This is a genomic window from Octadecabacter sp. R77987 (assembly GCF_042466115.1).
GTDB lineage: Bacteria > Pseudomonadota > Alphaproteobacteria > Rhodobacterales > Rhodobacteraceae > SW4.
In genome coordinates this window covers 1,716,087-1,737,985 of sequence record NZ_JAXHBQ010000001.1, presented here as the reverse complement: position 1 = coordinate 1,737,985, position 21,899 = coordinate 1,716,087, and the positions used below count along the sequence as shown (strand labels likewise).

The window sequence follows — 21,899 nt, the reverse complement described above, 5'->3', positions numbered from 1 at the left end:
GCCATATGAAACGTTGCAACGGCGGGTGTGGGGCCCGCACGCTGCTTGTGCATGCCTCCTCGTCGCCCCTTTGGGTCGCATTCAAGAGGAGTCCTCCATGACCAACGTAGTTATCGCATCCGCAGCACGCACCGCCGTGGGCAGTTTTGGCGGGGCATTTGCAAATACTCCCGCGCATGATCTGGGTGCCGCTGTTCTGGCCGAAGTGGTGGCGCGTGCAGGCGTTGATCCCTCTGACGTCAGCGAAACAATTCTGGGTCAGGTGCTGACCGCTGCGCAGGGGCAGAATCCCGCGCGTCAGGCGCATATCAATGCAGGCTTTCCGCAGGAAAGCGCGGCATGGTCAATCAATCAGGTGTGCGGGTCTGGTCTGCGCGCCGTGGCGCTGGGTGCGCAACACATCATGCTGGGCGATGCCAGCATTGTCGCCGCAGGTGGTCAGGAAAACATGACACTGTCGCCCCATGCGCAAAACATGCGCGCCGGACAAAAGATGGGCGACATGAAGCTGATCGACACGATGATCAAAGACGGCCTTTGGGATGCGTTCAACAATTACCACATGGGTCAAACCGCTGAAAACGTCGCTGAAAAATGGCAGATTTCCCGCGAAATGCAGGATGAGTTTGCTGTCGCATCGCAAAACAAGGCCGAAGCCGCGCAAAAGGCAGGCAAGTTTGCCGATGAAATCGCCGCCTTTACCGTCAAGACCCGAAAGGGCGATATCGTTGTGGATCAGGACGAATACATCCGTCACGGCGCCAACATCGAGGCAATGGCCAAAATGCGCCCCGCCTTTGCCAAAGAAGGGTCTGTCACTGCGGCCAATGCATCGGGCCTGAACGATGGCGCGGCCGCCACATTGCTGATGTCCGCTGACGAAGCGGAAAAGCGGGGCATCGAACCATTGGCCCGGATTGCATCCTATGCCACGGCCGGTCTGGATCCGACGATCATGGGTGTTGGCCCGATCTATGCCTCGCGCAAGGCGTTGGAAAAGGCGGGCTGGTCCGTGGACGACCTGGACTTGGTCGAAGCGAACGAAGCATTCGCCGCGCAGGCTTGTGCCGTAAACAAGGACATGGGCTGGGATCCGTCGATCGTAAACGTGAACGGCGGCGCAATCGCCATCGGCCACCCGATTGGCGCATCCGGCTGCCGCGTGTTGAACACCCTGCTGTTCGAGATGAAGCGCCGCGACGCCAAAAAGGGCCTCGCAACGCTGTGTATCGGTGGTGGCATGGGCGTCGCCCTGTGCGTTGAACGCCCCTAAGTGCGAAAGCGGGGTCATGTTTGGGAGGATATGGCCCCGCAATAAAGTTGCGCTTAGAATTATCGCCGCATAATATCATTACGAACAGAATTCAGGAGGATACCACATGTCACGCGTTGCACTTGTTACCGGAGGATCGCGCGGAATTGGCGCGGCGATTTCAAAATCACTGGCCGCCGCGGGTTGCACTGTTGCCGCGACCTATGCCGGAAACGACGAAAAAGCCGCTGCATTCACCAAAGAGACAGGTATCAAGACCTACAAATGGGACGTGGGGAATTACGAGGCCTGTCAGGCCGGAATCGCGCAGGTCGAGGCCGATCTTGGCCCGGTCGAGATTTTGGTGAACAACGCGGGCATCACCCGCGACGCGCCTTTCCATCGGATGACCCCGCAGCAGTGGCAAGAGGTGATCGACACCAACCTGTCGGGCCTTTTCAACATGACTCATAACGTTTGGGGCGGCATGCGCGAGCGAAAGTTCGGGCGGGTGATCTCGATCAGTTCAATCAATGGTCAGAAGGGCCAGTTCGCCCAAGCCAACTATGCCGCGGCCAAGTCAGGTGACATCGGGTTTTCCAAGGCGCTTGCACAGGAAGGCGCGCGGGCAGGCATTACAGTCAATGTGATCTGCCCCGGCTATATCAACACCGAAATGATGAGCACGATCCCCGAAAAGGTGATGAACGAAGTGATCTTGCCGCAAATTCCTGTTGGGCGGCTGGGCGAACCCGAAGAAATCGCACGGGCGGTGGTGTTCCTTGCCTCGGACGACGCGGCGTTTATCACGGGCTCGACGATATCCGCGAACGGTGGCCAATACATGACCTGACGGGTCCTGCGGTGACATCATGCACTGGCCGCCACGCAACGGTGTTTCGTGGCGGCACCGCAGTAGTTGTCATGGTGATTTCTGCTGGGGATGACCGCTGGGTTTCCTGCGGCGGCTGTGGCGCTGGCAACCCCTTGCCAGCACCACGATATCAACGGGTTAGACGGTGCTAAGCCGTGAAATTTCTTCCTTCAGGTGGAGTTTTTCTTTCTTCATCCGCGCGATCTCAAGATCGTCTGTTGCTGGGCTCCGCTGGGCCAATTCGACGGCCTCGGACAGGGATTCATGTTTCCGCTTCAGTTCCTGCAAATGCGAACTCAAGGTCATGGTCGTCCTCCTGTGTTTGGGTTTTAAGCAGGCATATTGCACCACAGATTTCCGGCGCTGTCACGCCGCATGGCAGCAATTTGCCTACGCCAAGTTTGCCACAGGACTCATTGCCAAAGTGTTAACCGATCAGGGGTGCAAGCGGAGCGCCATCCCGCAATATCGCAGTGAGTTCGGGCGTGAATTTCTTGCGCCCTGACCCATCTGTTTCATCGACATGCATGACAATCGGCGCGGCCATACGAAAGGGCGCGCGCGCGCCCTTGGTGGCCTGCACGATAACCAGATGGGCATTGCGGTCGTGGCGCGGTGTAAACGCGCGCACCGTGATCGCCCCAAGGCGCGTGTCATAGGCCCGCAATAGATCAGGCAGGCGATCCATACGCTGGATGATCGTCAGGCAGCCACGTGGACGAAGGCGGCGTATCGCCACGTCAACCCAAACTGCCAGATCAGTTTCGCCGCGCAGCGCCGTATCGCGCCCCTTGTCAGCCGAGGCATGGCCGACACCGGGCCGGTAGTAAGGAGGATTTGCCATCACATGATCAAAGCTGCGATTGCGCAGATCCGCAGGCATATCCGAGAGGTTACTGGTAACTATTTCGGCGTCCGCACCATTGGATGTAACATTCCACCGCGCCAGGTCCGCATAGGCGGGTTGCAGTTCAAGACCGGTGATGTCCAGACCCGGCACGCGCGCCCCAAGGCAAAGCAGCGCCGTGCCAACACCGCATCCCAGTTCAAGCACGTGATCGCCTGTTTTGGCCGGGATCGCGGCTGCAAGCAGCACCGCATCCACGCCCGCGCGAAAGCCGTCTGCGGGTTGTGAAATTGTCAGGCGTCCACCCAGAAAGGCATCATGCGTCAGCCCATCGGTCATTGCCCCAGATCGATCCCGTTGTCGCGCATTGTGGCGACGGCCATGAAATGATCCCGGTCTGCCACCATCAAACGCCGCGGCAAAATGCCAAGGCTGCCGTCAAGGATGCTCATATTTACGTCCAATTCGAACACGTCTATACCTTCGCCGTCTAACAGGGCTTTTGCAAAGGCGATGACCGTTGGGTCGTTGGTGCGCAAAAGTTCTTTCATCCTCTCGATCTAAGGGCAAACCTGTCCCAAGTCGAGCAACTGACGGACCCGTGATGAGCCTTGATACCGCAGCCACCAAACCGCACGAACGCCTTGCCACGGAATTGGCCACCGAGATGGAGGCTGTCAACGGTCTGATCCGTGAACGCATGGCATCGGAGCACGCGCCGCGCATCCCCGAAGTGACCGCGCATCTGGTCGAGGCAGGGGGCAAGCGTCTGCGCCCGATGATGACATTGGCGGCGGCCAAGATGTGTGGCTACGATGGCCCCTACCATGTCCATCTGGCCGCCACGGTTGAATTTATTCACACCGCCACCCTGCTGCACGATGATGTCGTTGATGAAAGCAGCCAGCGGCGCGGGCGCCCCACCGCGAACCTGTTGTGGGACAACACCAGTTCTGTGTTGGTGGGGGATTATCTTTTTGCGCGCTCGTTTCAGTTGATGGTCGAAACGGGGTCGTTGCGGGTGCTTGATATTCTGGCAAACGCGTCTGCGACGATTGCCGAGGGCGAAGTGTTGCAACTGACCGCCGCCAGCAATCTGGCCACGACCGAGGCGATTTATCTGCAAGTCGTTCGTGGCAAAACGGCGGCGCTGTTTTCTGCCGCGATGGAAGTTGGCGGCGTGATTGCCGGTGTGTCCGAGGATCGCGTCAAAGCGCTTTATGCTTACGGTGACGCGCTGGGTGTGGCGTTCCAGATTGTTGACGATTTGCTTGACTATCGCGGCACCGACGCCACGGGAAAAAACGTCGGCGATGATTTCCGTGAACGCAAGTTGACGCTGCCGGTGATCAAGGCTGTGGCAATGGCCGACGCCGAGGAACGCGCCTTTTGGGAGCGCACGATTGCCAAGGGCAAGCAGGCGAGCGGCGATCTTGAGACGGCCATGGCGATCCTTGCACGCCACGATACCCTTGAAGCCACCCGCGTCGAGGCATTGGCATGGAGCGAAAAGGCCAAAGCGGCACTTGCACCACTCCCCGATCATCCGATCAGGTCGATGTTGGTTGAGCTGGCCGACTATGTGGTCGCGCGGATCAGCTAAGCAAAAGCGCTGGCGCAACCCACCAGCCCATTTCCGCAACCTGAATGGCGCGTGCAATCGACACAGCGCGATCCATATCGGCAACCAACCCGACACAAGTTGCACCTGATCCCGACATCGTTGCAAATTCGACGCCGGGGGTTTTGCGCAGACGTGCCAGAACGGCCGTGATTTCAGGCGCAATCGCTTCTGCAGCGGGATGCATGTCATTGCGTTGCTGTCCAAGCCAGGCAATGAAGTCTGCGAATGACATGCCCGCGGGCACGTCCGGCATGGGTGGATTGTTCCTTGACTTCATCGCGCTGAAGACACGGCCCGTTGGCACCGAAACGTTCGGATTGACCATCACCATTGCGCAGCTTGGCAGGCGCGGCACATCCAGCAGCCCTTCGCCGATACCCGTGACGCGGGTGGGCGAAGGCGCGCGCAGACAGACCGGAACATCGGCCCCAAGTGCTAGCGCAAGCGGGTCACGCGCGTCAGGCACGGGCACGTTCCACAAACGCGCCAGCAGTCGCAATGCGGCAGCCGCATCTGATGACCCGCTGCCAATTCCGGCAGCGTGCGGCAGATACTTGTCCAGATGCAGCGCAGCCCCCACAGGCACGTTGTGGCGCATCCGCAGGGCATGGGCGGCTTGCAACACCAGATTGCTTTCGTCACCTGGAACACCAGCGGAAAAAGGCCCCGATACGTCTAGCGACAGGTCGCGGGACGGGCGCGCGATCAGGCGATCCTGATGGCCGCCAAACACCACAAGGCTGTCGAGCAGGTGATACCCGTCGTCGCGTTGCCCTGTCACATGCAGGGTCAGGTTAACCTTGGCGGGCGCGTATTCTTCAGCCGTCGTCATTTGCAACACGGATCGGATCGGCACCTTCTTCGATCAGGACGGCGTCCAGCCCGATTTCCAGCTTGCGGCGGATGCGGTTGGCGTCTTCTGCTTCGGGGTCAAATGACAGGGCGCGCTGCCACTGAAAGCGTGCTTCGACATCGCGGCCAACGGCCCAGAATACATCGCCCAAGTGATCGTTGATGATCGGGTCAACCGGTTCCAGCGCGGCGGCGCGCTCCATGGGTTCAACGGCTTCGTCAAAGCGGCCAAGGCGATAGAGCACCCAACCCAGACTATCGGTGATCGCGCCACTATCGGGGCGGGCGGCGGCGGCTTTCTCGATCATCGCAAGCGCTTCATCGAGGTTCACCTGTTCTTCGACCATCGTATAGCCAAGATAGTTCAGGATGTTGGGGTTGTCGGGTTGCAAGTCGAGGGCAGCGCGCAAATCAGCCTCGGCTGAAGGCCAGTTTCCCATCCGCTCAAAGGTGATCCCGCGCGTGTAAAGCGGCCACCACCGATCCGGATGATCCGCACCATAAAGCGCAAGGGCTTCGGTATAGGCGGTGTTGGCGTCCTGATGGCGGCCGTCTGATCGCAGGGCATCGCCAAGGGTCGTTTTGACGAATGGCTGGTCAGGATAGCTGCGCGCAAGTTGCTGCAAAACTTCGACTGCGGCATCAACCTTGCCATCGCGGCGCAGGACTTCGGCGCGCCCCAGTTCGGCAGCAAAGAAGGCGCTATCGTCGCGTGGCACGCGCGCATAGGTGGCGCTGGCCAACTCGTAGCGTTCCAGTCCTTCAAGCAGCTGCGCCGACAAGATCAGCGCATCGGAATTTGTCGGATTCAGATATTCGGCAAGGCGGGCATAAAACAGCGTGTAGGCATCGCCAGATTCACCTTGAAGAGCGCCCGCAACAGAAAACATGACCTCCCCAATCCCTTGCGTCGGGGTCGTGACGGCGCCGTAGCGCACCGTTTCACCTGCATCCAGCCGTGCGCGTATTCCGGCAACCGCAGGGTCAGTTTGCGGGCCAAAGGTGTCATCCAGCATTGTCACGGCATCCGCGTTCCGGTCCAGCTGGCTTAGGATCGTTGCGTGGATCAGGACAATCCGGCGGGTGCGTTGCAGCCCCTGCTGCGGGGGCAGGGAAAAGATCGCATCCGCCCCTTCAAAATCGCCGACCGACGCCAGCGCAAGCGCCTTGTGATACAGGCCAAACGCGCGCAGGCCTTGCGCTTCGGTCACTTCGTCAAACGCTGTCAGGGCGGCGCTCATGTCGCCTTGGCCGATAAAGGCCCAGGCCTGCGCGATCCCGTCGACCAAAGGCCCCACCGAGCGCCCCGTTTCCAAATGGGCAAATATATCGTCCCACCGGTTGTCCTGGGCGGCAGCGGCCATTTCAACCATATGCGCAATCTGACTGTCGATTTCTATGTCGATCATCTGTTGAGACAAGGCGCGTGCGGCCTGGATATTGCCAAGGCCAAGTTGCGACGCCAGCGCGTTTTCCAGCAACAGCGGGTTGCCGGGGTCCGCGGCCAATGCGGTCATGAAGTATTCGGCGGCGGGCAGATAGTCATTGTTGATTCCGGCCTGACGTGCCGCCAGATATGCGCCGGGGTTCGGGTCAGCGCTTAGGGCGGGGGCCAATGAAACGGCTGTTGAAATCAAAAGGGCTTGGATTGGTTTGCGCGGCACGTGGCAATTCCTAGATCAGGGTATTCGTGCAGAACCTAGTGCCCACGGTCAGGCGGGGCAATGCAGTGACGCGGATATGGCAGGATGTCGCGTATGAGGCGCGCAATCTGCCCGCCCCGTTGCGCTTACATGTTCGGGTAGTTCGGCCCGTCACCGCCCTGCGGAACCGTCCAGTTGATATTCTGGCTGGGGTCTTTGATGTCGCAGGTTTTGCAGTGCACGCAGTTCTGGAAGTTGATGACGAACTTGTCATCGACCACTTCGTAAACGCCTGCAGGGCAATAGCGCTGGGCGGGCTCTGCGTATTTGGGCAGGTTGATCCCGATCGGCACTGACGGGTCTTTCAGGTGCAGGTGTGCTGGCTGGCTTTCTTCGTGGTTTGTCATGCTGAATGACACATTGGTCAGCCGGTCGAACGACAGTTTGCCATCGGGTTTGGGGTAATCAATCGGCGTGTGTTTGGATGCTTCTTCGGTGGCGTCGGCATCCGACTTGCCGTGCTTGAGGGTGCCGAGCAGCGAAAACCCGAACAGGTTGTTTGTCCACATATCGAACCCGCCAAGGCCAAGCGAGGCGAGCAGGCCGAATTTCGACCAGAGCGGTTTGACGTTGCGCACTTGGCGCAGGTCTTTGCCGATCGCGCCTTCGTGGACCTCGGTGTTGTAGGCATCCAGCGTATCACCGCTGCGCCCGCCTTGGATGGCGGCAAATGCGGCCTCGGCTGCGGCCTTGCCCGACAACATCGCGTTATGGTTGCCCTTGATGCGTGGCACGTTGACCATACCCGCCGAACAGCCCAACAGCGCACCGCCCGGAAAGACGGTTTTGGGCAGGGACTGATAGCCCCCTTCGGTGATTGCGCGCGCGCCATATGCCACCCGCTTGCCACCCTTCAGCAGGTCAGCGACCATCGGGTGATGCTTGAAACGCTGGAATTCCATGTAGGGGAACAGATAGGGGTTTTTGTAGTTCAGGTGGACGACAAAGCCCACGTAAACCTGATTGTTTTCAAGATGATAGATGAACGACCCGCCACCGGCATTGCCACCCAATGGCCAGCCCATCGTGTGTGTGACTGTGCCTTCGCGGTGTTTGTCGGGGTCGATCTCCCAGATTTCCTTCATGCCAAGGCCGTATTTCTGTGGCTGGCTGTCTTTGGCGAGGTCGTATTTCGCGATCACCTCTTTTGAGAGCGACCCGCGCACGCCTTCGGACAGGAACACGTATTTGCCGTTCAGGATCATGCCGGGTTCATATGAATCACCGGGGGTGCCATCAGGGTTCTTGCCAAATTCACCGGCGACCACGCCTGTGACTTGGCCCGTGTCACCATAGACCAGTTCGGAACAGGCCATGCCGGGGAAAATCTCGACACCCAGTTCTTCGGCTTGCTCGGCCATCCAGCGGCAGACATTGCCCATGGAAACGATGTAGTTGCCGTGGTTGTTCATCAGCGGCGGCATCGCGAAGTTGGGGATACGGATCTGGCCAGCCTCGCCCATCATATAGAAGTTGTCAGCGGTGACAGGCGTATTCAGCGGCGCGCCCTTGGCTTTCCAATCGGGGATCAGCGCATCAAGGCCGCTCGGATCAAGGACAGCACCCGACAGGATATGCGCGCCCACTTCGGACCCTTTTTCAAGGACCACGACGTTCAGGTCGGCATCAAGCTGTTTCAGGCGGATCGCGGCAGACAGACCCGCAGGGCCAGCACCCACGATCACCACATCACAGTCCATCGCTTCGCGCGTCGTCTCGGCCATTTGGGTATCCTCCCGGTCACAGGGTAATTATCTTTCGTCTGTGATTATAGGAGAGAGCAAAAAGGGGCAATCACGACACGACGTTAAAATGCCGTCGCGCGACCTTGTTACGCCATTGCAGGTTGAAACCCGCGCAGTTGCGGCGCGCGGCGGCGCAAAAATGCCCAGGCCGCCCCCACCACGATGATCGAGGCATAGCCGTCAATGGCGTAGTGGTAGCCGGAATAGACCGACATAAACAGGATCGCCGCAACAAATGCCGCCCCAAGCGGGATCAGCAGGCGGCTGCGTTCGCCGAGGTAAAGGGCTGTGACAAAGGCCATGGCGACATGCACGGACGGGAAGGCCGAAATGCCCGATCCGATCGCCTGGCCGCGGTCAACATAGACGTTCCACAGGCTTTCTTGCAGGTTGCCGATCCATGTGGATTTCAAACCGCTGTCAACCAGCGCAGGTGCAAGCTCGGCAAACCGTTCACCACCCAACAGGCGGTCGTAATAGACGGGTCCGGCAGACATGCCTGCCAGCGCGATGATGTTGCCCAGAACGACCCAACCCACAACGTAAAGCACCAGAAAGCGGTTCACGCGGGCGGTGTTGCCGTCAATCGCGGCAATGATCACGGGCAAGGCCATCGCGGGAAGACCCCAGACCGACACATAAACCCACACCAGTTGATTGGCAGCAAAGCTTTCGGCCAGCGCATGGGTCAGGACCCACGGATCATGGCCAAAATGCAGGGTTTGGTCGATCTGCGCGAAATACGGATCGGCAAAGAATGGCACGATATAGGGCAAGGATGTCTTGATCAGGGTGAAGGCCGCCTGAAAGAACATGCAAGCGATCATCGCCGTGGCCACGATGCGCATCCGCGCCAGCATGACCTTGGGGCCAACGGCGAGTGTCGTCAAACCGGCCAAAAGCGCCAAACCCAGCGCAAATTGTCCCATGACGATGAAAAACACCTGTGACGATGATGTCAGATGACCGATAATGGACACGCCGTCGTCGCGGAAAACCATGACGATGGCGATGGCGCTCACAAAGTAAATCAGCGCAAAGCGCAAGAAATTATGCATCGGTTCAGCCTGCTACTGCATTGCGCTTTGCGGTTTGCCGCTATTTGTGCGCCTATTGACAATCGATCTGTGGTTCACGTTATGGACCTAGTGTAAGAATGTTACTCAATTAGGGCAGATTTCAGGCACCGATATGGAAAAGATACCGATGACCCGCGCAGGGTTCGACAAGCTGGACAGTGAACTCAAGCATCTCAAGTCTGTTGAGCGGCCAGCGATTATCCGTGCGATTTCCGAAGCGCGCGAACACGGCGACCTGTCAGAAAACGCCGAATATCATTCCGCCAAGGAAAAACAGTCGTTCATCGAAGGGCGCGTGAAGGAACTGGAAGGCGCGATTTCACTGGCCGACGTGATTGACCCGACCAAGATGTCTGGCGCGATCAAGTTTGGCGCGACGATCCATTTGGTCGACGAAGACACCGACGAAGAAAAGACCTATCAGATTGTCGGCGAATACGAGGCCGACATCGAAAACGGCAAGCTGAACATCAAATCGCCCTTGGCCCGCGCCATGATCGGCAAGGAGGAGGGCGATAGCGTCGAAGTCCGCACGCCGGGCGGTGATCGCAGCTACGAGATTTTGAAGATCAGCTATATCTAGGCGGGTCTTGGGGGGCTTTTGACGATGGCCAGTAGCCAACAGAAAGCAGACGCAGCGCTGGGTTCGACCGCAGCCCCTGATCGGGCACGTTTTACCGCGACCGAAATGATTGCGCTTGGGCTAAGCGTGCTATGGCTCGTGGCGGCGGGTGTCTATTTCATGTCGATGCCCGCGACTGACCCTGCTGTGGTTGGTGATGGTCTGGATAGCCTGCGGTTCGTGATGACCCTGATGGCGATTTTTTTGCCCGTGGCGATGATTTGGGTGGCTGCCGCAGCGGCCCGTTCCGCCCGTATCGTGCGTGAGGAATCGCGCCGTTTGCAGGCGGCAATCGACGGGATGCGCCAGACCTACGTCGCCGACCGTCAGGCACGCGGCGCGGGAATCGAACCATCAGTCGAGCGCAAGTTGAACGAAATCGCCAAGGCTACGCAAAAGACCGAAACCGCGCTGGCCACCTTCACAACCTCGCGCGAGGCTGTGCGTGCGCGCGTTGCCGCGGCTCCGGTCAAGGCTGATGATGCGTCAGATGATCAGGCGGCCCTTGCTCTGGGAACCTCGGCTGATGAGATGGCCCCGCCCATTGCGCGCCCCGATCTGATCCGCGCGCTGAACTTTCCCGATACCGAAAGCGACGAAGTGGGGTTTGCGGCGCTACGCCGTGCGCTGAAAGATCGTCAGGCGCGCCAGTTGGTGCAGGCCAGTCAGGATATCTTGACGCTGCTGTCGCAAGACGGGATTTACATGGACGACCTGCGCCCCGATCGCGCCCGCCCTGAAATCTGGCGCCGTTTTGCCAAGGGCGAACGCGGGCGTGCGGTGGCTGCGCTGGGCGGGGTGCGCGACCGGTCCTGCCTTGCCCTGACGGCCGGGCGGATGCGGGAAGATGCGATTTTTCGCGACGCCGCGCACCACTTTCTGCGCAAGTTCGACCAGACCCTGATCACATTCGAGGCCGAGGCCACGGACGAAGACATCGCTGCCCTGTCGGAAACCCGCACATCGCGGGCGTTCATGTTGCTGGGGCGCGTGACAGGCGCATTTGACTAGTTCAGCTTGCGCACCATCGTTGTCGCGCACTTGAAACGAAACACATGGCGCAGCACCCCAAGCTGTTGCGTGTTGATCGCGACAAACCCCTGCCTTTCATAAAGCCTGCGCGCGCGCGGATTGGTGTCAATAACATCAAGACGCACTTCACCATGGCCGCGGGTGCGGGCCTTGTCCGCAATCGCGTCAAGGAGGGCCGTTCCCACCCCTTGCCCGCGTGCGGCGGGTGCCACGAATATACCGTCCATCAGAAACCGGTCGTTTTCGGTGTCGCGTTCCAGTAGCGCCAGCAGGGCGATCCGCCACAGTGACCCGAACCAGCCATAAACGTGCGCCATATCACGCATCCCGCCCCCGACCAGCGCACCGGTGTGGGTCTTGAAACCTGCAACGCCAAGCAAGCCGCCGCTATCATCATGGGCGCAAATCGCATGCGCGGGATCAAGAACACCTTCAAAGAACTGCAGTGCACGATCACGGGGCCCCATGACGCGGCCCAGTTTCTGGCCAAATGCCTCCCAGTAGAGGGCGGCGATCCGGGCGCGGTCACGTTCTGGAAAGCCAGCCGAGATTATCATGTGCAGCGCCTTACCATGGCGGTGCAGGTGTCGCGACCGTTCAGACCCATGTGTTCGCCAACGCAAGGTCTTGGGCTGTGTTGATATTGAAAAACGCGTCCGGTTGCGTGTCGGGAAAGCGCGCGCTTGCGGCGCCCCGATCCATTGCCCAATCGCCAAGACGGCGTTGCCCGGCGATGATGTCGGCGCGCAGTTGGTCACGCAGATCCACAGGCCAGATTGCGCAGGTCGGGTGTTGCCCTGACGCGGTTTCGGCCATGGCGATTGGCGCATTGGCAACCGCCAGCAAAAGCTGCGGCACAAGGTCGGGCGGCAGGAAAGGCGTATCGGCAGGGACGCTTACCACATGGTCCGCACCAACGGTCGCGGCCCAATCAAGCGCGGCCAGGATACCCGCAAGGGGGCCGACAAATCCGCCGATACTGTCGGTAACGACAGGAAGGTTGAAAGGGGCATAGGGTGACGCATCACCATTCAGATTCAGCGCCACCTGCGCGACCTGCGGCGCAAAACGGTCAACGACATGCGCCACAAGTGGGCGCCCGCCAAGCAGCATTAACGGCTTGGCCTGCCCGCCCATGCGGCGGGCCTGTCCACCTGCAAGGATCACGCCAAGGGGTTGCTGCATTGTCCGGTCCATCTGGTTGATTGCCAATCGCCGTGCGCGGGACTATCCCGATGCGCAAACAGATTAGGCGTTCGCCATGACCAAGACCACCTTGAAATCTCCCTATTGGGAAGGGCTGCGCAACGGGCTGCCTTTTGTCGTTGTCGTCGGCCCCTTTGCCCTGCTGTTCGGCGTTGTAGCAAGCGAGGCTGGTATGGCACTGGCCCATGTCATGGGGTTTACGGTGATGGTCATTGCGGGCGCGGCACAGTTTGCTGCCTTGCAGATGATGGTTGAAAACGCATCTCTTGGCATGGTGTTGCTGGCTGCTTTGGCGGTGAACTTGCGCATGGCGATGTATTCGGCGGCCTTGGTCCCCTATCTGGGAAGTGCGCCGTTGTGGCAGCGTGCACTGATATCTTACATGAATTTCGATCAAACCTATGCCGCCAGCGTCGCCAAGTATGAGACAAGCCCGGACTGGAACGTAACCCAACGGGCGCAGTTTTTCTTTGGGTTATCGACACCCATCGTGCCCGTCTGGATCGTGTTCACGCTGGTTGGCGCGTTGATCGGCAAAGCGATCCCGCCCGAGTGGGCGCTTGATTTTGCGGTGCCGATTACGTTTTTGGGGTTGGTCGGCCCCGCGCTGAAAACACCTGCGCATATTGCGGCGGCAGTTGTGTCTGTCGTGGTCGCGCTGGCGTTGATCGATTTGCCTTCGGGCGCGGGCCTGCTGATCGCGGCGTTGTCGGCGATGATCACAGGTGCAGTCGTCGAAACGCGCATGGGGCGGGCCGTGCTATGACATATTCGAACACCGAAATCTGGATGCTGATAGCACTGCTTGCGACCGGCACGTTCATCATCCGCTTTTCGTTTCTTGGGTTGATTGGCAATCGCCCCTTGCCTGACTGGATATTGCGGATGCTGCGCTACACACCCGTTGCTGTGTTGCCCGCGCTTGTTGCGCCTTTGGTGCTATGGCCAAACGCGAATGCTGGCGAAATCGAACCGGTTCGCCTGATCGCGGGCCTTGTGACGCTTGCGGTCGGTTATTGGCGCAAGTCGTTCTTCGCGGCGATCGGCAGCGGTGCGGCAACGTTGTATCTGGGCTTGTTTCTTACTGGCCAGCTCTGATCGCGGCGTCGATCTCGGCGGCGGCGATGTCTTTGTCATCGGCATCGGTTTCGCGGTATTCGATTGTCACAACACCGGGGATTTCCGCAAACTGATCGTGCAGATTGTTGGGGAAAAACGATACAGAAAACCCTTCAAACCCCGGCAAGCCACGCAGGATTTCCGCAGTAGAGCGTGTGCAGTTTGCCTTGGGCACGGCACCATAGGCCATCACGGCGCGCAGGGCCATTTCCGCGACGTCCGGTGATACTTCGACGGTTTGCTGAACCGTGTAATACGTCTCGCGCGAATGATAGGACAAGTAGAACTGTTCAATCCGTGGCGTGACACCAAAGATCACATCGTTACGTTCCGGAATGGACGAATGGGCGAAGGTTCCTGCCGGATCCCACAGAACACGCTGGCTGGCATTGATCATCAGACCGGTGTGCGCGCCGTTGCCCGACCCGGTGTTTTTCATCGTGATCAGGGTCAGCGTCGTTGGTCCGGGGTGGCGATACACATTGCGCGCAACAAGTTCATCAGGCGCCCAAACGGATTCGGCGCCACAAGCCGCCAAGAAAACAGGGAAGAACAAAACGATCAGAAATCGACGCATAAGGCTCTGCCCCTCGAAAACGTGGCGGGTTAGCCATTAACCAGATAAATGAAAATCAGCAGCAAAATGATCGCGATCGACGTGCGCGTTACCATTTTCATAAAGCCGTCAAAGGTTTTTTCCTGGACCGACGTGTCCATTTCACCGTGCTTGTGTTCAGCCATCGTGCTGTTCCTTTGTAAATGTTTGAGATCAGATAGACGATTCACGCGGGGCTGTCACGCCTCACCCGCATCTTGGTCCGATTTGTCGAGATCACGTGCCAGACGAAAGCCGATCCGGTTGGGTTCGGCCTGATCCACCTGTTTGGGAAGGGCGCGCAGCATCACGTTCAACTGGCTGACGTGCTGGATCAGTTGGGTTTTCGCGCCGGTGGGATCGGTGCCATAAAACGTCACGATATCGGGGTCGAAAAAGCCCATGCCCTCGATCCGGATTACGCCCGCATCGCCGCCTGTAAAGCCCATGGCGATCTCGTGCTGCGCATCAAGCTGTTCTTCGAAATTCTTGATATAGATGATCAGGCGTTCATAGGCCCATTGCGCCGCGCTTTTGCTTTTCGCCGAAGATCTGACCGAGTCGGGCAGGTTTTCCGTTTTCGGCGCGCATTTGTCAGGATCGGTATGCACCTCGTGCACGCGGGGCATTGCATGGTTTTCAGCGGCTTCGGCGGCGGTGGCGATTGTGTCGTCCATGGTGGTCCTTTCGGGTCATAGCGGCAGGGCGGTGGTTTCCTTGATTTCCTCCATAACGAAACTTGCGGACACATCCGATAAAGAAATCCGTGATGTCAGCCGTTTGTAGAATGCGTCATAGGCGGGAACGTCCGCGACCCGCACCCGAAGGACATAGTCCAGATCACCGGTCATGCGATAGGCACTGACCACTTCGGGCATCGTGCGCACGGTGCGGTGAAAGGTATCAAGCCAGTTCGCATCATGGCTATGGGTGCGGATCATGACCAGCACATGCAAGGGGCAGCCGATCATGGACGCGTCAAGCAGGGCAACGCGGCCATGTATCACGCCAGCCTGTTCCATCACCTTGATGCGGCGCCAGCAGGCATTGCGCGAAAGGCCCACCTGTTCACTGATGTCATCCACACTAAGCGTGGTGTCACGTTGCAGTTGTGACAGTATGCGCTTGTCAATTTCGTCAAGTTTCTGGCTCATGTTGGGATGATGTCCCGATATTTGTTGTTTTGGCAATGCTTATTGGGACCGCACATGCGTGCCTTCACTGTAGTGTCCTGTCAACAACAGGAGTGACCCATGTCAGACACCAGCCAGACCCCCGCGAAAAGCAATGCCTTTGCAGCCGTGTTTCTTGATCATCCGGCATCTGTCGATGAAACGTATTTGCAGCACATGCGCTTTGCGTTCACCTTCGCGTTCTGGCTGGGATTGGCCGCTGCTGCTGCACTGGTCCATGCAATCATTCCGACCCTGTGCGAAACCACGGCCAGCCGTATCCTGAAACGCCTGCACGCCCGGATCGCGAACCGACACGCCCATTAGGCCGCGCGCGCGTTAAGCCGCGCAAGGCCACGTTGCAGCGCGACAACGCAGGCCCCGTCAAAGGCCGTGCCGATATCGCCTTCCATGATTTCAAATACCTTGGCCAGCGGCATCGCCGCGCGATAGGGGCGTTCGGCCGATAATGCATCGAACACGTCTGCCGTGGTCACAATGCGTGTTTCAAGGCAGATTTGATCGCCCACAAGTCCGTATGGATAGCCCTTGCCGTCCAGCCGCTCGTGATGCGCCCCCGCAATCGGTGCGATATCGGCAAAGGCGGCGACTTGCGCCAGCAGGCGTTCGCTGTGGAGAGAGTGGGATTTGATCGCGGCCCATTCATCAGGATCAAGTTTTCCGGGCTTATCAAGGATTTGGTTACTGACTGCCAGTTTGCCCAGATCATGCAACAACGCCGCGCGGCGCAGCCAGCGGCGGTGATCAGGCTTCAGGCCCAATTCCTCGGCGATGATATCGGTGTAAAGGGTGACGCGACTGGAATGGTCAGCGGTGAACGGGCTTTTGGCATCAATCACGGCGGCGAAAGCCTGGGCGATATCATCCAGATAGTCCTCGGTGACAGGTGCGCCTTGGTGGGCAGGCGGCAAGGCGAAAACGATGTCGGCAATATCGGGCCGCGACAGGGTGGCCCAGAATGCAGGTTCTGCGCCCAGTTCGGCCATCGCCTGCGCCAGATCAGGCGCAAACCATTTGCACGCCCGCGCGGTAACTTCGGCCATTGCGGCGTCCGGTCCCGCCTCGGTGTGGAATACATCAACGACCTGCGCCAGAAGGGCGATGTTGGCATTGCGCGGGATCGCGGCACCGGCCAGCCCGTCCGGTTTCCCGCCGCCGTTCCAGTGTTCATCCAGCGCGCGAATGCCATCCTGCACTGCCATTGAAAACCGCATCTGCCCGGCGATATCCGCACCGCGCTGGCAGCGCGTTTCGATCAGGTCGCGGCTGATCTTTTGGCCGTTTTGCAAGATGTTCACGAGTGCGCGAAACCGTTCCGACAGCCCGCTTTCCAACCCCGTTTTGGCGAACACAAACCGCAGGGCCGCGCCAAGGCTATCGTCGATGGTTTTGAAGTCGCGCTTGAAGGAAATATCGTCGGCCAGATACAGGCTGCAAATCCGCGCGGCGTTGCTGGAACAGCCCAGATCTTTGAGCAGAAGCGTGAAATATAGGTCAGCTAGGTCGGTGCCGTTCATGCCGATATTCTGCCCCAGTCGCGTGCCGATATAGGCGCAACGGATACAGTGCCCCTCGGGCTGCCCTTCGGTGATATCAAGCGCGCGGCTTAGCATCCCCAGCAGATCGGCAAGGCGTAGATCAGCAGGCGCGGGCCGGTCGCGTTGGTAGAATCGGGTGAACGACATAGCGCCACATTAGGGGCGCGGGTTTAACGCCTTATTATCGTGCCTGAAACCAATATGCCCCGTCATCGCCAAGGGACCGCGTTGCGCGCCCCGCCTGATGCAGGTGGTTCAGATGCGCCAGCGATTCCACCAGCGCCAACCCGTATTCGCTCGCGCCGATACTGCGCTTGAACAGCGGCGCGAAACAGTCGCCTGCGCGCTGCGGCGTGGCAATATGCGCGACCAGCCGATCCAACGCGCCATGGTGATTGTCGATCAACTGGCGCATCCGCGTGGGCAGGCCCGTGAATGGTAACTTATGCCCGCCCAGCACCAGTTGATCCGGTGTGGCGAATTGCGCCAGCCGTTCGCAAGCCTCAAGCCATTCGGCCAGCGGGTCGGCGTTTGGCTCGGTCGGGTAAACGCCGATATTGGGGCTGATCGAGGGCAGAAGCTGATCGCCGCCGATCACCAGATCACCGCACCAGAAAGTCGCATGTTCCGGCGCGTGGCCGTTGCCCATCCGCACGATCCAGTCACGCCCGCCCATGGTGATCGTGCCACCCTCTTGCAGGCGGGTGAAACCCAGCGGCAGTGGCGCAACACAATCGGCAAAGTTGAAGGGGCGTTCGGTCATCCGCTTGGCCAGAACGTCGCTGGCCATCCCCGCACGGCGATAGAAATCAACAGTGCGGGCAGGATAGGCGGGCTGTTCGTCCAGTGTCAGCATCCGTGCCATCAGATAGGGCGTGCGCGGCATGACCAGTTCAGCGCCTTGATCGACGAACCAACCGGCAAGGCCCACATGATCAGGGTGGTGATGGGTGATGACAACGCGGGTCACAGGCTTTCCGGCCAGTGGCCCATCCAGCAGCTTTTGCCAGATCGCGCGGCTGCGGTTCGATGCAAAGCCGGTGTCGATCACGCTCCAGCCATCGCCATCGTCCAGCGCATAGACATTCACATGATCCAGCGCCATTGGCAGGGGCAGGCGCATCCAAAGGATGCCTTTCGCCACTTCGGTCGCGTCACCTTCGGCAGGTGGGTCATTCCACGGGTAATTGATCACGCGACAAGATCATCCGGCGTGATCGCCAACAGCGTGCCGGCCCCTTGGCGCACATGGGCCAGCAGGCCGATATGTTCGGGCAACAGGCGTTCGATATAAAAGGTGGCAAGGCGCGCGCGTGCCGTGTCACCTGTCATGGCGGCGGCCAGGTGGTAGTGCCCGCCCAAGACCCGCGCAAAGGCGCGCAAATAGGGCACGGCGCCGGCAAAACGGTCGTTCAGATCATCCTGCGCGGTCAGCCATTCGGTCGTCTCGCGCAGGGTTTCGGCGGCTTGCCAGACGGCCTCGGCCAATGCGGGGTGGGTGGCCTTGGCGGCCTCTGATCCGGCTTCGATTTCGTCCAACAGCGCCGAAGCCGCATCGCCCCCGTCCATCATCTTGCGCGCGACAAGGTCCATCGCCTGAATGCCGTTCGTGCCTTCGTAAATCGCGGTGACACGGACATCGCGGGCATATTGCGCCGCGCCCGTTTCCTCGATGAAGCCCATGCCGCCATGCACCTGCACGCCGGATTCGGCTACGGCGATGCCTGTGTCGGTGCCAAATGCCTTGGCGATGGGGGTCAGGAAGGCCGCGCGCGCCTGCCATGCCGGATCATCAGACAAATCAATCGCCACGGCGCAGGCCATCGCGATGGCGCGGGCGGCGTAAGTGTCAGCCTTCATCGTCGCCAGCATCCGGCGCACATCGGCATGTTCGATGATTGCACCTGTGCCGCCAGCGCGGCCCTGTTTGCGGTCCTGGGCATAGGCGAGCGCGTGTTGATAGGCGCCTTCGGCCACACCGATCCCCTGCACGCCGACCCCAAGGCGGGCGTTGTTCATCATCGTGAACATCGCGGCCATGCCGCCATGTTCCGGCCCGACCAGCCAGCCGGTTGCGCCGTCATATTCCATCACGGCGGTAGGCGATCCGTGCAGGCCCAGTTTGTGTTCCAGGCTGACCACACGCAGGCTGTTGCGTTCGCCGGGGTTGCCATCGCCGTCGGGAATGAATTTAGGGACCATGAACAGGCTGATCCCCTTGGTGCCGGGCACACCATCAGGCAGGCGGGCCAGCACAAGGTGGCAGACGTTTTCGGTAAAATCGTTATCGCCCCAGCTGATGTAGATCTTCTGGCCGCTGATTGCATAAGACCCGTCACCGTTGGGTTCGGCCTTGCTGCGCAGGGCACCCACATCGCTGCCCGCCTGCGGTTCGGTCAGGTTCATCGTGCCGCACCATTCACCGCTGATCAGCTTGGGCAGATACAGTGCCTTGATCGCGTCATTGGCGTGATGTTCCAGTGCCTCGATCTGGCCTTGGCACATCAGCGGGTTCAGTTGCAGCGACAGACAGGCGCCCGACATCATGTCGTTGACGGCGGTTGTGAGGGTCATCGGCAGGCCCATGCCGCCGTTTTCAGGATCGGCCGACATGCCGATCCAACCCCCTTCGGCGATCGCGCGATACCCGTCCGCAAATCCGGGCGAGGTGCGCACAACGCCGTTTTCCAACACGGCGGGATGCAAATCGCCATTGCGCTGCAGGGGGGCCAAAACCGCGTCACACATCTTGGCCGCTTCGGTCAGGATTGCGTCAACCATATCCGGCGTTGCCTCGGCGTAACGGTCGGTGGCGGCCACGGCATCAAAACCAACCACATGATCCATCAGGAAGCGCAGATCGTTGATGGGGGATTGATAAGCCATGACATACTCCGAGACGTTTGCGCAGCTTGGAAATCCCGACGGGCGCCGCTATGAGGTTTGCAATAGGGTAAAACTACGCCTGACATCCCGCCCCGCAACCTGAACGCAGCGTCATGACTTTGAAAACGACCGATATCCTTGCGTCAGACGCTGCCGGCATCGCGGCAGCAGCAGATGTATTGCGCGCGGGCGGGTTGGTCGCCTTTCCGACGGAAACCGTTTATGGGCTGGGGGCGGATGCGCGCGATGATCGCGCCGTGGCGCAGGTTTTTGCTGCCAAGGGGCGGCCAACGTTCAACCCGTTGATCGTGCATGTGGCCGATCTGGAAACAGCCCAAACCCTGTGTGATTTTTCCCATGAGGCGCGCGCGCTTGCGCAGGCCTTCTGGCCAGGTGCGCTGACTTTGGTGCTGCCGATCCGTGCCGATGCCGGCATTGCCCCGCTCGTGATTGCGGGTCTGTCGACACTGGCCGTGCGTGTGCCCGACCATCCGGTGGCCCAAGCGTTGTTGCATGAATTTGGCGGGCCTGTTGCCGCCCCATCCGCCAATCCATCGGGACGTATTAGCCCGACATCGCCCGATCACGTGATCGCAGGGCTGAACGGACGTATTGATGCGGTTGTGGATGGCGGAAACTGCGGTGTCGGCGTGGAATCCACGATTGTCGGCTGCGACGGTTCACCAGTGCTGCTGCGCGCGGGCGGCCTCCCGCGCGAGGCGATTGCGGCATGTTTGGGAGGTGATCCGGCCGAAGGGCCGGATGGCGGCGTGCTGACGGCTCCCGGCCAGATGGAGTCGCATTACGCGCCGCAAGGCAAAGTGCGGCTGAACGCGACCGATGTTCACGATGGTGAGGTTCTGTTGGGCTTTGGCCCTGTCGATGCGCCGCTGAACCTGTCGCATAGCGGTGATCTGGTCGAGGCGGCGGCGAACCTCTTTGCGATGTTGCATGAACTTGATGCGATGGGCGCGCAGCGGATTGCGGTGTCGCCGATCCCGATGCACGGGCTGGGCGCTGCGATCAATGACCGTTTGGCGCGCGCGGCGGCCCCGCGCGATCAGGCGTGACCGGCCTCGGATGACAGCAGTAGCGGATCAATTCCCAACACCTTGAGGGCGGCGCTCCACTTGTGTTCGTTGGCGCGCCCGAACAGGATGTCCGCAGGGGCAGAGGCGGTCAGCCAACCGTTCTGGGCAATTTCCCCTTCAAGCTGGCCCGGTCCCCAACCGGAATACCCCAACGCGAGCATGGACCGTTCTGGTCCGTTGCCTGCGGCGATGTCTTCCAGAATGTCCTGTGTTGCGGTCATGCTGATTGCGTCGTCTACTTCGAGTGTGCCTGCGCCCGACTGATAATCACCCGAATGCAGCACGAACCCACGCCCGTTTTCCACGGGGCCGCCGAAATGCACACGAATGTCGCGGGTGCCGTGGCCCGTGGGGATGTTCAACTGTTCCAGAAGGTCGGCAAATCGCACTTCGGGCGCGGGTTTGTTCACGATCAAGCCCATCGCGCCATCATCGGAATGGGCGCAGACATAGATGACGCTATGGGCAAAACGCGGATCGCCCATGCCCGGCATGGCAATCAGCAACTGGCCTGTAAGGGTATCGGTGACGGGTTCCATACCCCTAATGATGTGGTGCAGGGCAGCCACGCGCAAGGGGTGTGTGACAGCATTCTCGCCCAAACGTGACTTCCCATTGCATGGATCATGCATAACTAAGGC

The 21,899-nt window shown here is 59.8% G+C and carries 26 protein-coding genes; 9 read left to right on the top strand and 17 right to left on the bottom strand.

The window, feature by feature from the left end; translation table 11 throughout:
- The first annotated feature begins 97 nt into the window (after positions 1–97).
- Together SJY21_RS08845 and phbB are read left to right on the top strand one after the other, a co-directional pair.
- Positions 98–1,273 carry an acetyl-CoA C-acetyltransferase gene (locus tag SJY21_RS08845; protein ID WP_377509138.1) on the top strand — a complete coding sequence of 392 codons (1,176 nt, stop codon included), beginning with the start codon at positions 98–100 and terminating at the stop codon, positions 1,271–1,273.
- Positions 1,274–1,379: 106 nt separating this feature from the next.
- Complete coding sequence (gene phbB, locus SJY21_RS08840) at positions 1,380–2,105, top strand: acetoacetyl-CoA reductase (protein ID WP_377509135.1); 726 nt, start codon at positions 1,380–1,382, stop codon at positions 2,103–2,105.
- A gap of 159 nt (positions 2,106–2,264) precedes the next feature.
- Here phbB and SJY21_RS08835 read toward each other — a convergent pair whose 3' ends face one another.
- The 3 genes from SJY21_RS08835 to SJY21_RS08825 form a co-directional block, all read right to left on the bottom strand.
- Positions 2,265–2,432: a YdcH family protein gene (locus SJY21_RS08835; RefSeq protein WP_377509132.1), complete on the bottom strand. Its 168-nt coding sequence runs from the start codon at positions 2,430–2,432 to the stop codon at positions 2,265–2,267.
- 121 nt (positions 2,433–2,553) lie between these two features.
- The gene (locus SJY21_RS08830; protein WP_377509129.1) at positions 2,554–3,312 is read right to left on the bottom strand and encodes a tRNA1(Val) (adenine(37)-N6)-methyltransferase; all 759 of its coding nucleotides are present in this window, start codon (positions 3,310–3,312) and stop codon (positions 2,554–2,556) included.
- Complete coding sequence (locus tag SJY21_RS08825) at positions 3,309–3,524, bottom strand: DUF2007 domain-containing protein (protein WP_377509126.1); 216 nt, start codon at positions 3,522–3,524, stop codon at positions 3,309–3,311. Before SJY21_RS08825 ends, SJY21_RS08830 begins: the two co-directional genes overlap by 4 nt.
- A gap of 53 nt (positions 3,525–3,577) precedes the next feature.
- On the opposite strand from SJY21_RS08825, the gene SJY21_RS08820 reads away from it, so the two are divergent.
- Positions 3,578–4,576, top strand: coding sequence for a polyprenyl synthetase family protein (locus tag SJY21_RS08820; RefSeq protein WP_377509123.1), 999 nt, complete (start codon positions 3,578–3,580; stop codon positions 4,574–4,576).
- On the opposite strand, the gene SJY21_RS08815 is transcribed toward SJY21_RS08820, so the two are convergent.
- The 4 genes from SJY21_RS08815 to SJY21_RS08800 all read right to left on the bottom strand — a co-directional run bounded on the left by SJY21_RS08815 (position 4,569) and on the right by SJY21_RS08800 (position 9,955).
- The gene (locus tag SJY21_RS08815) at positions 4,569–5,429 is read right to left on the bottom strand and encodes a 4-(cytidine 5'-diphospho)-2-C-methyl-D-erythritol kinase (RefSeq protein WP_377509120.1); all 861 of its coding nucleotides are present in this window, start codon (positions 5,427–5,429) and stop codon (positions 4,569–4,571) included. The two genes, SJY21_RS08820 and SJY21_RS08815, sit on opposite strands and share 8 nt — an antisense overlap.
- Entirely contained in the window at positions 5,416–7,113 is a 1,698-nt protein-coding gene (locus tag SJY21_RS08810; RefSeq protein ID WP_377509117.1) for a tetratricopeptide repeat protein, read from the bottom strand. Before SJY21_RS08810 ends, SJY21_RS08815 begins: the two co-directional genes overlap by 14 nt.
- A 125-nt stretch (positions 7,114–7,238) precedes the next feature.
- Entirely contained in the window at positions 7,239–8,876 is a 1,638-nt protein-coding gene (locus SJY21_RS08805) for an electron transfer flavoprotein-ubiquinone oxidoreductase (RefSeq protein WP_377509114.1), read from the bottom strand.
- 107 nt (positions 8,877–8,983) lie between these two features.
- Positions 8,984–9,955: a phosphatase PAP2 family protein gene (locus SJY21_RS08800; protein ID WP_377509111.1), complete on the bottom strand. Its 972-nt coding sequence runs from the start codon at positions 9,953–9,955 to the stop codon at positions 8,984–8,986.
- 133 nt (positions 9,956–10,088) lie between these two features.
- Here SJY21_RS08800 and greA point away from each other — a divergent pair, with 133 nt between their 5' ends.
- Both greA and SJY21_RS08790 read left to right on the top strand, forming a co-directional pair.
- Entirely contained in the window at positions 10,089–10,559 is a 471-nt protein-coding gene (gene greA, locus SJY21_RS08795) for a transcription elongation factor GreA (RefSeq protein WP_377509107.1), read from the top strand.
- Between the two features lie 24 nt (positions 10,560–10,583).
- Positions 10,584–11,609, top strand: coding sequence for a hypothetical protein (locus SJY21_RS08790; protein ID WP_377509104.1), 1,026 nt, complete (start codon positions 10,584–10,586; stop codon positions 11,607–11,609).
- Here the strand turns inward: SJY21_RS08790 and SJY21_RS08785 are convergent.
- Together SJY21_RS08785 and mobA are read right to left on the bottom strand one after the other, a co-directional pair.
- Entirely contained in the window at positions 11,606–12,187 is a 582-nt protein-coding gene (locus SJY21_RS08785) for a GNAT family N-acetyltransferase (protein WP_377509101.1), read from the bottom strand. The genes SJY21_RS08790 and SJY21_RS08785 overlap by 4 nt on opposite strands.
- A gap of 40 nt (positions 12,188–12,227) precedes the next feature.
- Positions 12,228–12,815, bottom strand: a complete 588-nt coding sequence (gene mobA, locus SJY21_RS08780; protein WP_377509098.1) for a molybdenum cofactor guanylyltransferase MobA — start codon at positions 12,813–12,815, stop codon at positions 12,228–12,230.
- Between the two features lie 76 nt (positions 12,816–12,891).
- On the opposite strand from mobA, the gene SJY21_RS08775 reads away from it, so the two are divergent.
- The gene (locus tag SJY21_RS08775) at positions 12,892–13,602 is read left to right on the top strand and encodes an AzlC family ABC transporter permease (protein ID WP_377509095.1); all 711 of its coding nucleotides are present in this window, start codon (positions 12,892–12,894) and stop codon (positions 13,600–13,602) included.
- A complete protein-coding gene (locus SJY21_RS08770; RefSeq protein WP_377509092.1) occupies positions 13,599–13,934 on the top strand; it encodes an AzlD domain-containing protein in 336 nt (111 codons plus the stop codon). Before SJY21_RS08775 ends, SJY21_RS08770 begins: the two co-directional genes overlap by 4 nt.
- Here the strand turns inward: SJY21_RS08770 and SJY21_RS08765 are convergent.
- From SJY21_RS08765 to SJY21_RS08750, 4 genes are read right to left on the bottom strand one after another with little or no spacing between them, the layout of a single operon-like run.
- Complete coding sequence (locus SJY21_RS08765) at positions 13,918–14,532, bottom strand: hypothetical protein (RefSeq protein ID WP_377509089.1); 615 nt, start codon at positions 14,530–14,532, stop codon at positions 13,918–13,920. The genes SJY21_RS08770 and SJY21_RS08765 overlap by 17 nt on opposite strands.
- A gap of 29 nt (positions 14,533–14,561) precedes the next feature.
- On the bottom strand, positions 14,562–14,696 hold the full coding sequence (locus tag SJY21_RS08760; RefSeq protein ID WP_377509086.1) for an aa3-type cytochrome c oxidase subunit IV: 135 nt from the start codon (positions 14,694–14,696) through the stop codon (positions 14,562–14,564).
- A 54-nt stretch (positions 14,697–14,750) separates the two neighbouring features.
- On the bottom strand, positions 14,751–15,227 hold the full coding sequence (locus SJY21_RS08755; protein WP_377509082.1) for a DUF6173 family protein: 477 nt from the start codon (positions 15,225–15,227) through the stop codon (positions 14,751–14,753).
- Between the two features lie 15 nt (positions 15,228–15,242).
- Complete coding sequence (locus SJY21_RS08750; protein WP_377509079.1) at positions 15,243–15,704, bottom strand: Lrp/AsnC family transcriptional regulator; 462 nt, start codon at positions 15,702–15,704, stop codon at positions 15,243–15,245.
- Positions 15,705–15,803: 99 nt separating this feature from the next.
- On the opposite strand from SJY21_RS08750, the gene SJY21_RS08745 reads away from it, so the two are divergent.
- A complete protein-coding gene (locus SJY21_RS08745) occupies positions 15,804–16,049 on the top strand; it encodes a DUF6356 family protein (protein WP_377509076.1) in 246 nt (81 codons plus the stop codon).
- On the opposite strand, the gene SJY21_RS08740 is transcribed toward SJY21_RS08745, so the two are convergent.
- The 3 genes from SJY21_RS08740 to SJY21_RS08730 are packed head-to-tail and all read right to left on the bottom strand — an operon-like array spanning position 16,046 to position 20,167.
- Positions 16,046–17,428 (bottom strand): HD domain-containing phosphohydrolase, encoded by a 1,383-nt coding sequence (locus SJY21_RS08740; RefSeq protein WP_377509073.1) that lies wholly within the window; start codon positions 17,426–17,428, stop codon positions 16,046–16,048. The genes SJY21_RS08745 and SJY21_RS08740 overlap by 4 nt on opposite strands.
- Before the next feature lie 34 nt (positions 17,429–17,462).
- Positions 17,463–18,476 (bottom strand): MBL fold metallo-hydrolase, encoded by a 1,014-nt coding sequence (locus SJY21_RS08735; RefSeq protein ID WP_377509070.1) that lies wholly within the window; start codon positions 18,474–18,476, stop codon positions 17,463–17,465.
- Complete coding sequence (locus SJY21_RS08730; RefSeq protein WP_377509067.1) at positions 18,473–20,167, bottom strand: acyl-CoA dehydrogenase; 1,695 nt, start codon at positions 20,165–20,167, stop codon at positions 18,473–18,475. Before SJY21_RS08730 ends, SJY21_RS08735 begins: the two co-directional genes overlap by 4 nt.
- Before the next feature lie 113 nt (positions 20,168–20,280).
- On the opposite strand from SJY21_RS08730, the gene SJY21_RS08725 reads away from it, so the two are divergent.
- Positions 20,281–21,237: an L-threonylcarbamoyladenylate synthase gene (locus SJY21_RS08725; RefSeq protein WP_377509064.1), complete on the top strand. Its 957-nt coding sequence runs from the start codon at positions 20,281–20,283 to the stop codon at positions 21,235–21,237.
- On the opposite strand, the gene SJY21_RS08720 is transcribed toward SJY21_RS08725, so the two are convergent.
- Positions 21,228–21,797 carry a YqgE/AlgH family protein gene (locus SJY21_RS08720; protein ID WP_377509061.1) on the bottom strand — a complete coding sequence of 190 codons (570 nt, stop codon included), beginning with the start codon at positions 21,795–21,797 and terminating at the stop codon, positions 21,228–21,230. The genes SJY21_RS08725 and SJY21_RS08720 overlap by 10 nt on opposite strands.
- Positions 21,798–21,899: the final 102 nt, after the last annotated feature.

Excerpts from the sequence above, each read along its gene's own strand:
- SJY21_RS08750 (WP_377509079.1), bottom strand. The coding sequence starts at position 15,704 with ATGAGCCAGAAACTTGACGAAATTGACAAGCGCATACTGTCACAACTG.
- SJY21_RS08815 (WP_377509120.1), bottom strand. The coding sequence starts at position 5,429 with ATGACGACGGCTGAAGAATACGCGCCCGCCAAGGTTAACCTGACCCTG.
- SJY21_RS08805 (WP_377509114.1), bottom strand. The coding sequence starts at position 8,876 with ATGGCCGAGACGACGCGCGAAGCGATGGACTGTGATGTGGTGATCGTG.
- SJY21_RS08730 (WP_377509067.1), bottom strand. The coding sequence starts at position 20,167 with ATGGCTTATCAATCCCCCATCAACGATCTGCGCTTCCTGATGGATCAT.
- SJY21_RS08825 (WP_377509126.1), bottom strand. The coding sequence starts at position 3,524 with ATGAAAGAACTTTTGCGCACCAACGACCCAACGGTCATCGCCTTTGCA.
- SJY21_RS08820 (WP_377509123.1), top strand. The coding sequence starts at position 3,578 with ATGAGCCTTGATACCGCAGCCACCAAACCGCACGAACGCCTTGCCACG.
- SJY21_RS08835 (WP_377509132.1), bottom strand. The coding sequence starts at position 2,432 with ATGACCTTGAGTTCGCATTTGCAGGAACTGAAGCGGAAACATGAATCC.
- SJY21_RS08770 (WP_377509092.1), top strand. The coding sequence starts at position 13,599 with ATGACATATTCGAACACCGAAATCTGGATGCTGATAGCACTGCTTGCG.
- SJY21_RS08845 (WP_377509138.1), top strand. The coding sequence starts at position 98 with ATGACCAACGTAGTTATCGCATCCGCAGCACGCACCGCCGTGGGCAGT.
- SJY21_RS08760 (WP_377509086.1), bottom strand. The coding sequence starts at position 14,696 with ATGGCTGAACACAAGCACGGTGAAATGGACACGTCGGTCCAGGAAAAA.
- SJY21_RS08745 (WP_377509076.1), top strand. The coding sequence starts at position 15,804 with ATGTCAGACACCAGCCAGACCCCCGCGAAAAGCAATGCCTTTGCAGCC.
- SJY21_RS08790 (WP_377509104.1), top strand. The coding sequence starts at position 10,584 with ATGGCCAGTAGCCAACAGAAAGCAGACGCAGCGCTGGGTTCGACCGCA.
- SJY21_RS08740 (WP_377509073.1), bottom strand. The coding sequence starts at position 17,428 with ATGTCGTTCACCCGATTCTACCAACGCGACCGGCCCGCGCCTGCTGAT.
- SJY21_RS08775 (WP_377509095.1), top strand. The coding sequence starts at position 12,892 with ATGACCAAGACCACCTTGAAATCTCCCTATTGGGAAGGGCTGCGCAAC.
- greA (WP_377509107.1), top strand. The coding sequence starts at position 10,089 with ATGGAAAAGATACCGATGACCCGCGCAGGGTTCGACAAGCTGGACAGT.
- SJY21_RS08725 (WP_377509064.1), top strand. The coding sequence starts at position 20,281 with ATGACTTTGAAAACGACCGATATCCTTGCGTCAGACGCTGCCGGCATC.
- SJY21_RS08765 (WP_377509089.1), bottom strand. The coding sequence starts at position 14,532 with ATGCGTCGATTTCTGATCGTTTTGTTCTTCCCTGTTTTCTTGGCGGCT.
- mobA (WP_377509098.1), bottom strand. The coding sequence starts at position 12,815 with ATGCAGCAACCCCTTGGCGTGATCCTTGCAGGTGGACAGGCCCGCCGC.
- phbB (WP_377509135.1), top strand. The coding sequence starts at position 1,380 with ATGTCACGCGTTGCACTTGTTACCGGAGGATCGCGCGGAATTGGCGCG.
- SJY21_RS08755 (WP_377509082.1), bottom strand. The coding sequence starts at position 15,227 with ATGGACGACACAATCGCCACCGCCGCCGAAGCCGCTGAAAACCATGCA.
- SJY21_RS08720 (WP_377509061.1), bottom strand. The coding sequence starts at position 21,797 with ATGGAACCCGTCACCGATACCCTTACAGGCCAGTTGCTGATTGCCATG.
- SJY21_RS08830 (WP_377509129.1), bottom strand. The coding sequence starts at position 3,312 with ATGACCGATGGGCTGACGCATGATGCCTTTCTGGGTGGACGCCTGACA.
- SJY21_RS08785 (WP_377509101.1), bottom strand. The coding sequence starts at position 12,187 with ATGATAATCTCGGCTGGCTTTCCAGAACGTGACCGCGCCCGGATCGCC.
- SJY21_RS08800 (WP_377509111.1), bottom strand. The coding sequence starts at position 9,955 with ATGCATAATTTCTTGCGCTTTGCGCTGATTTACTTTGTGAGCGCCATC.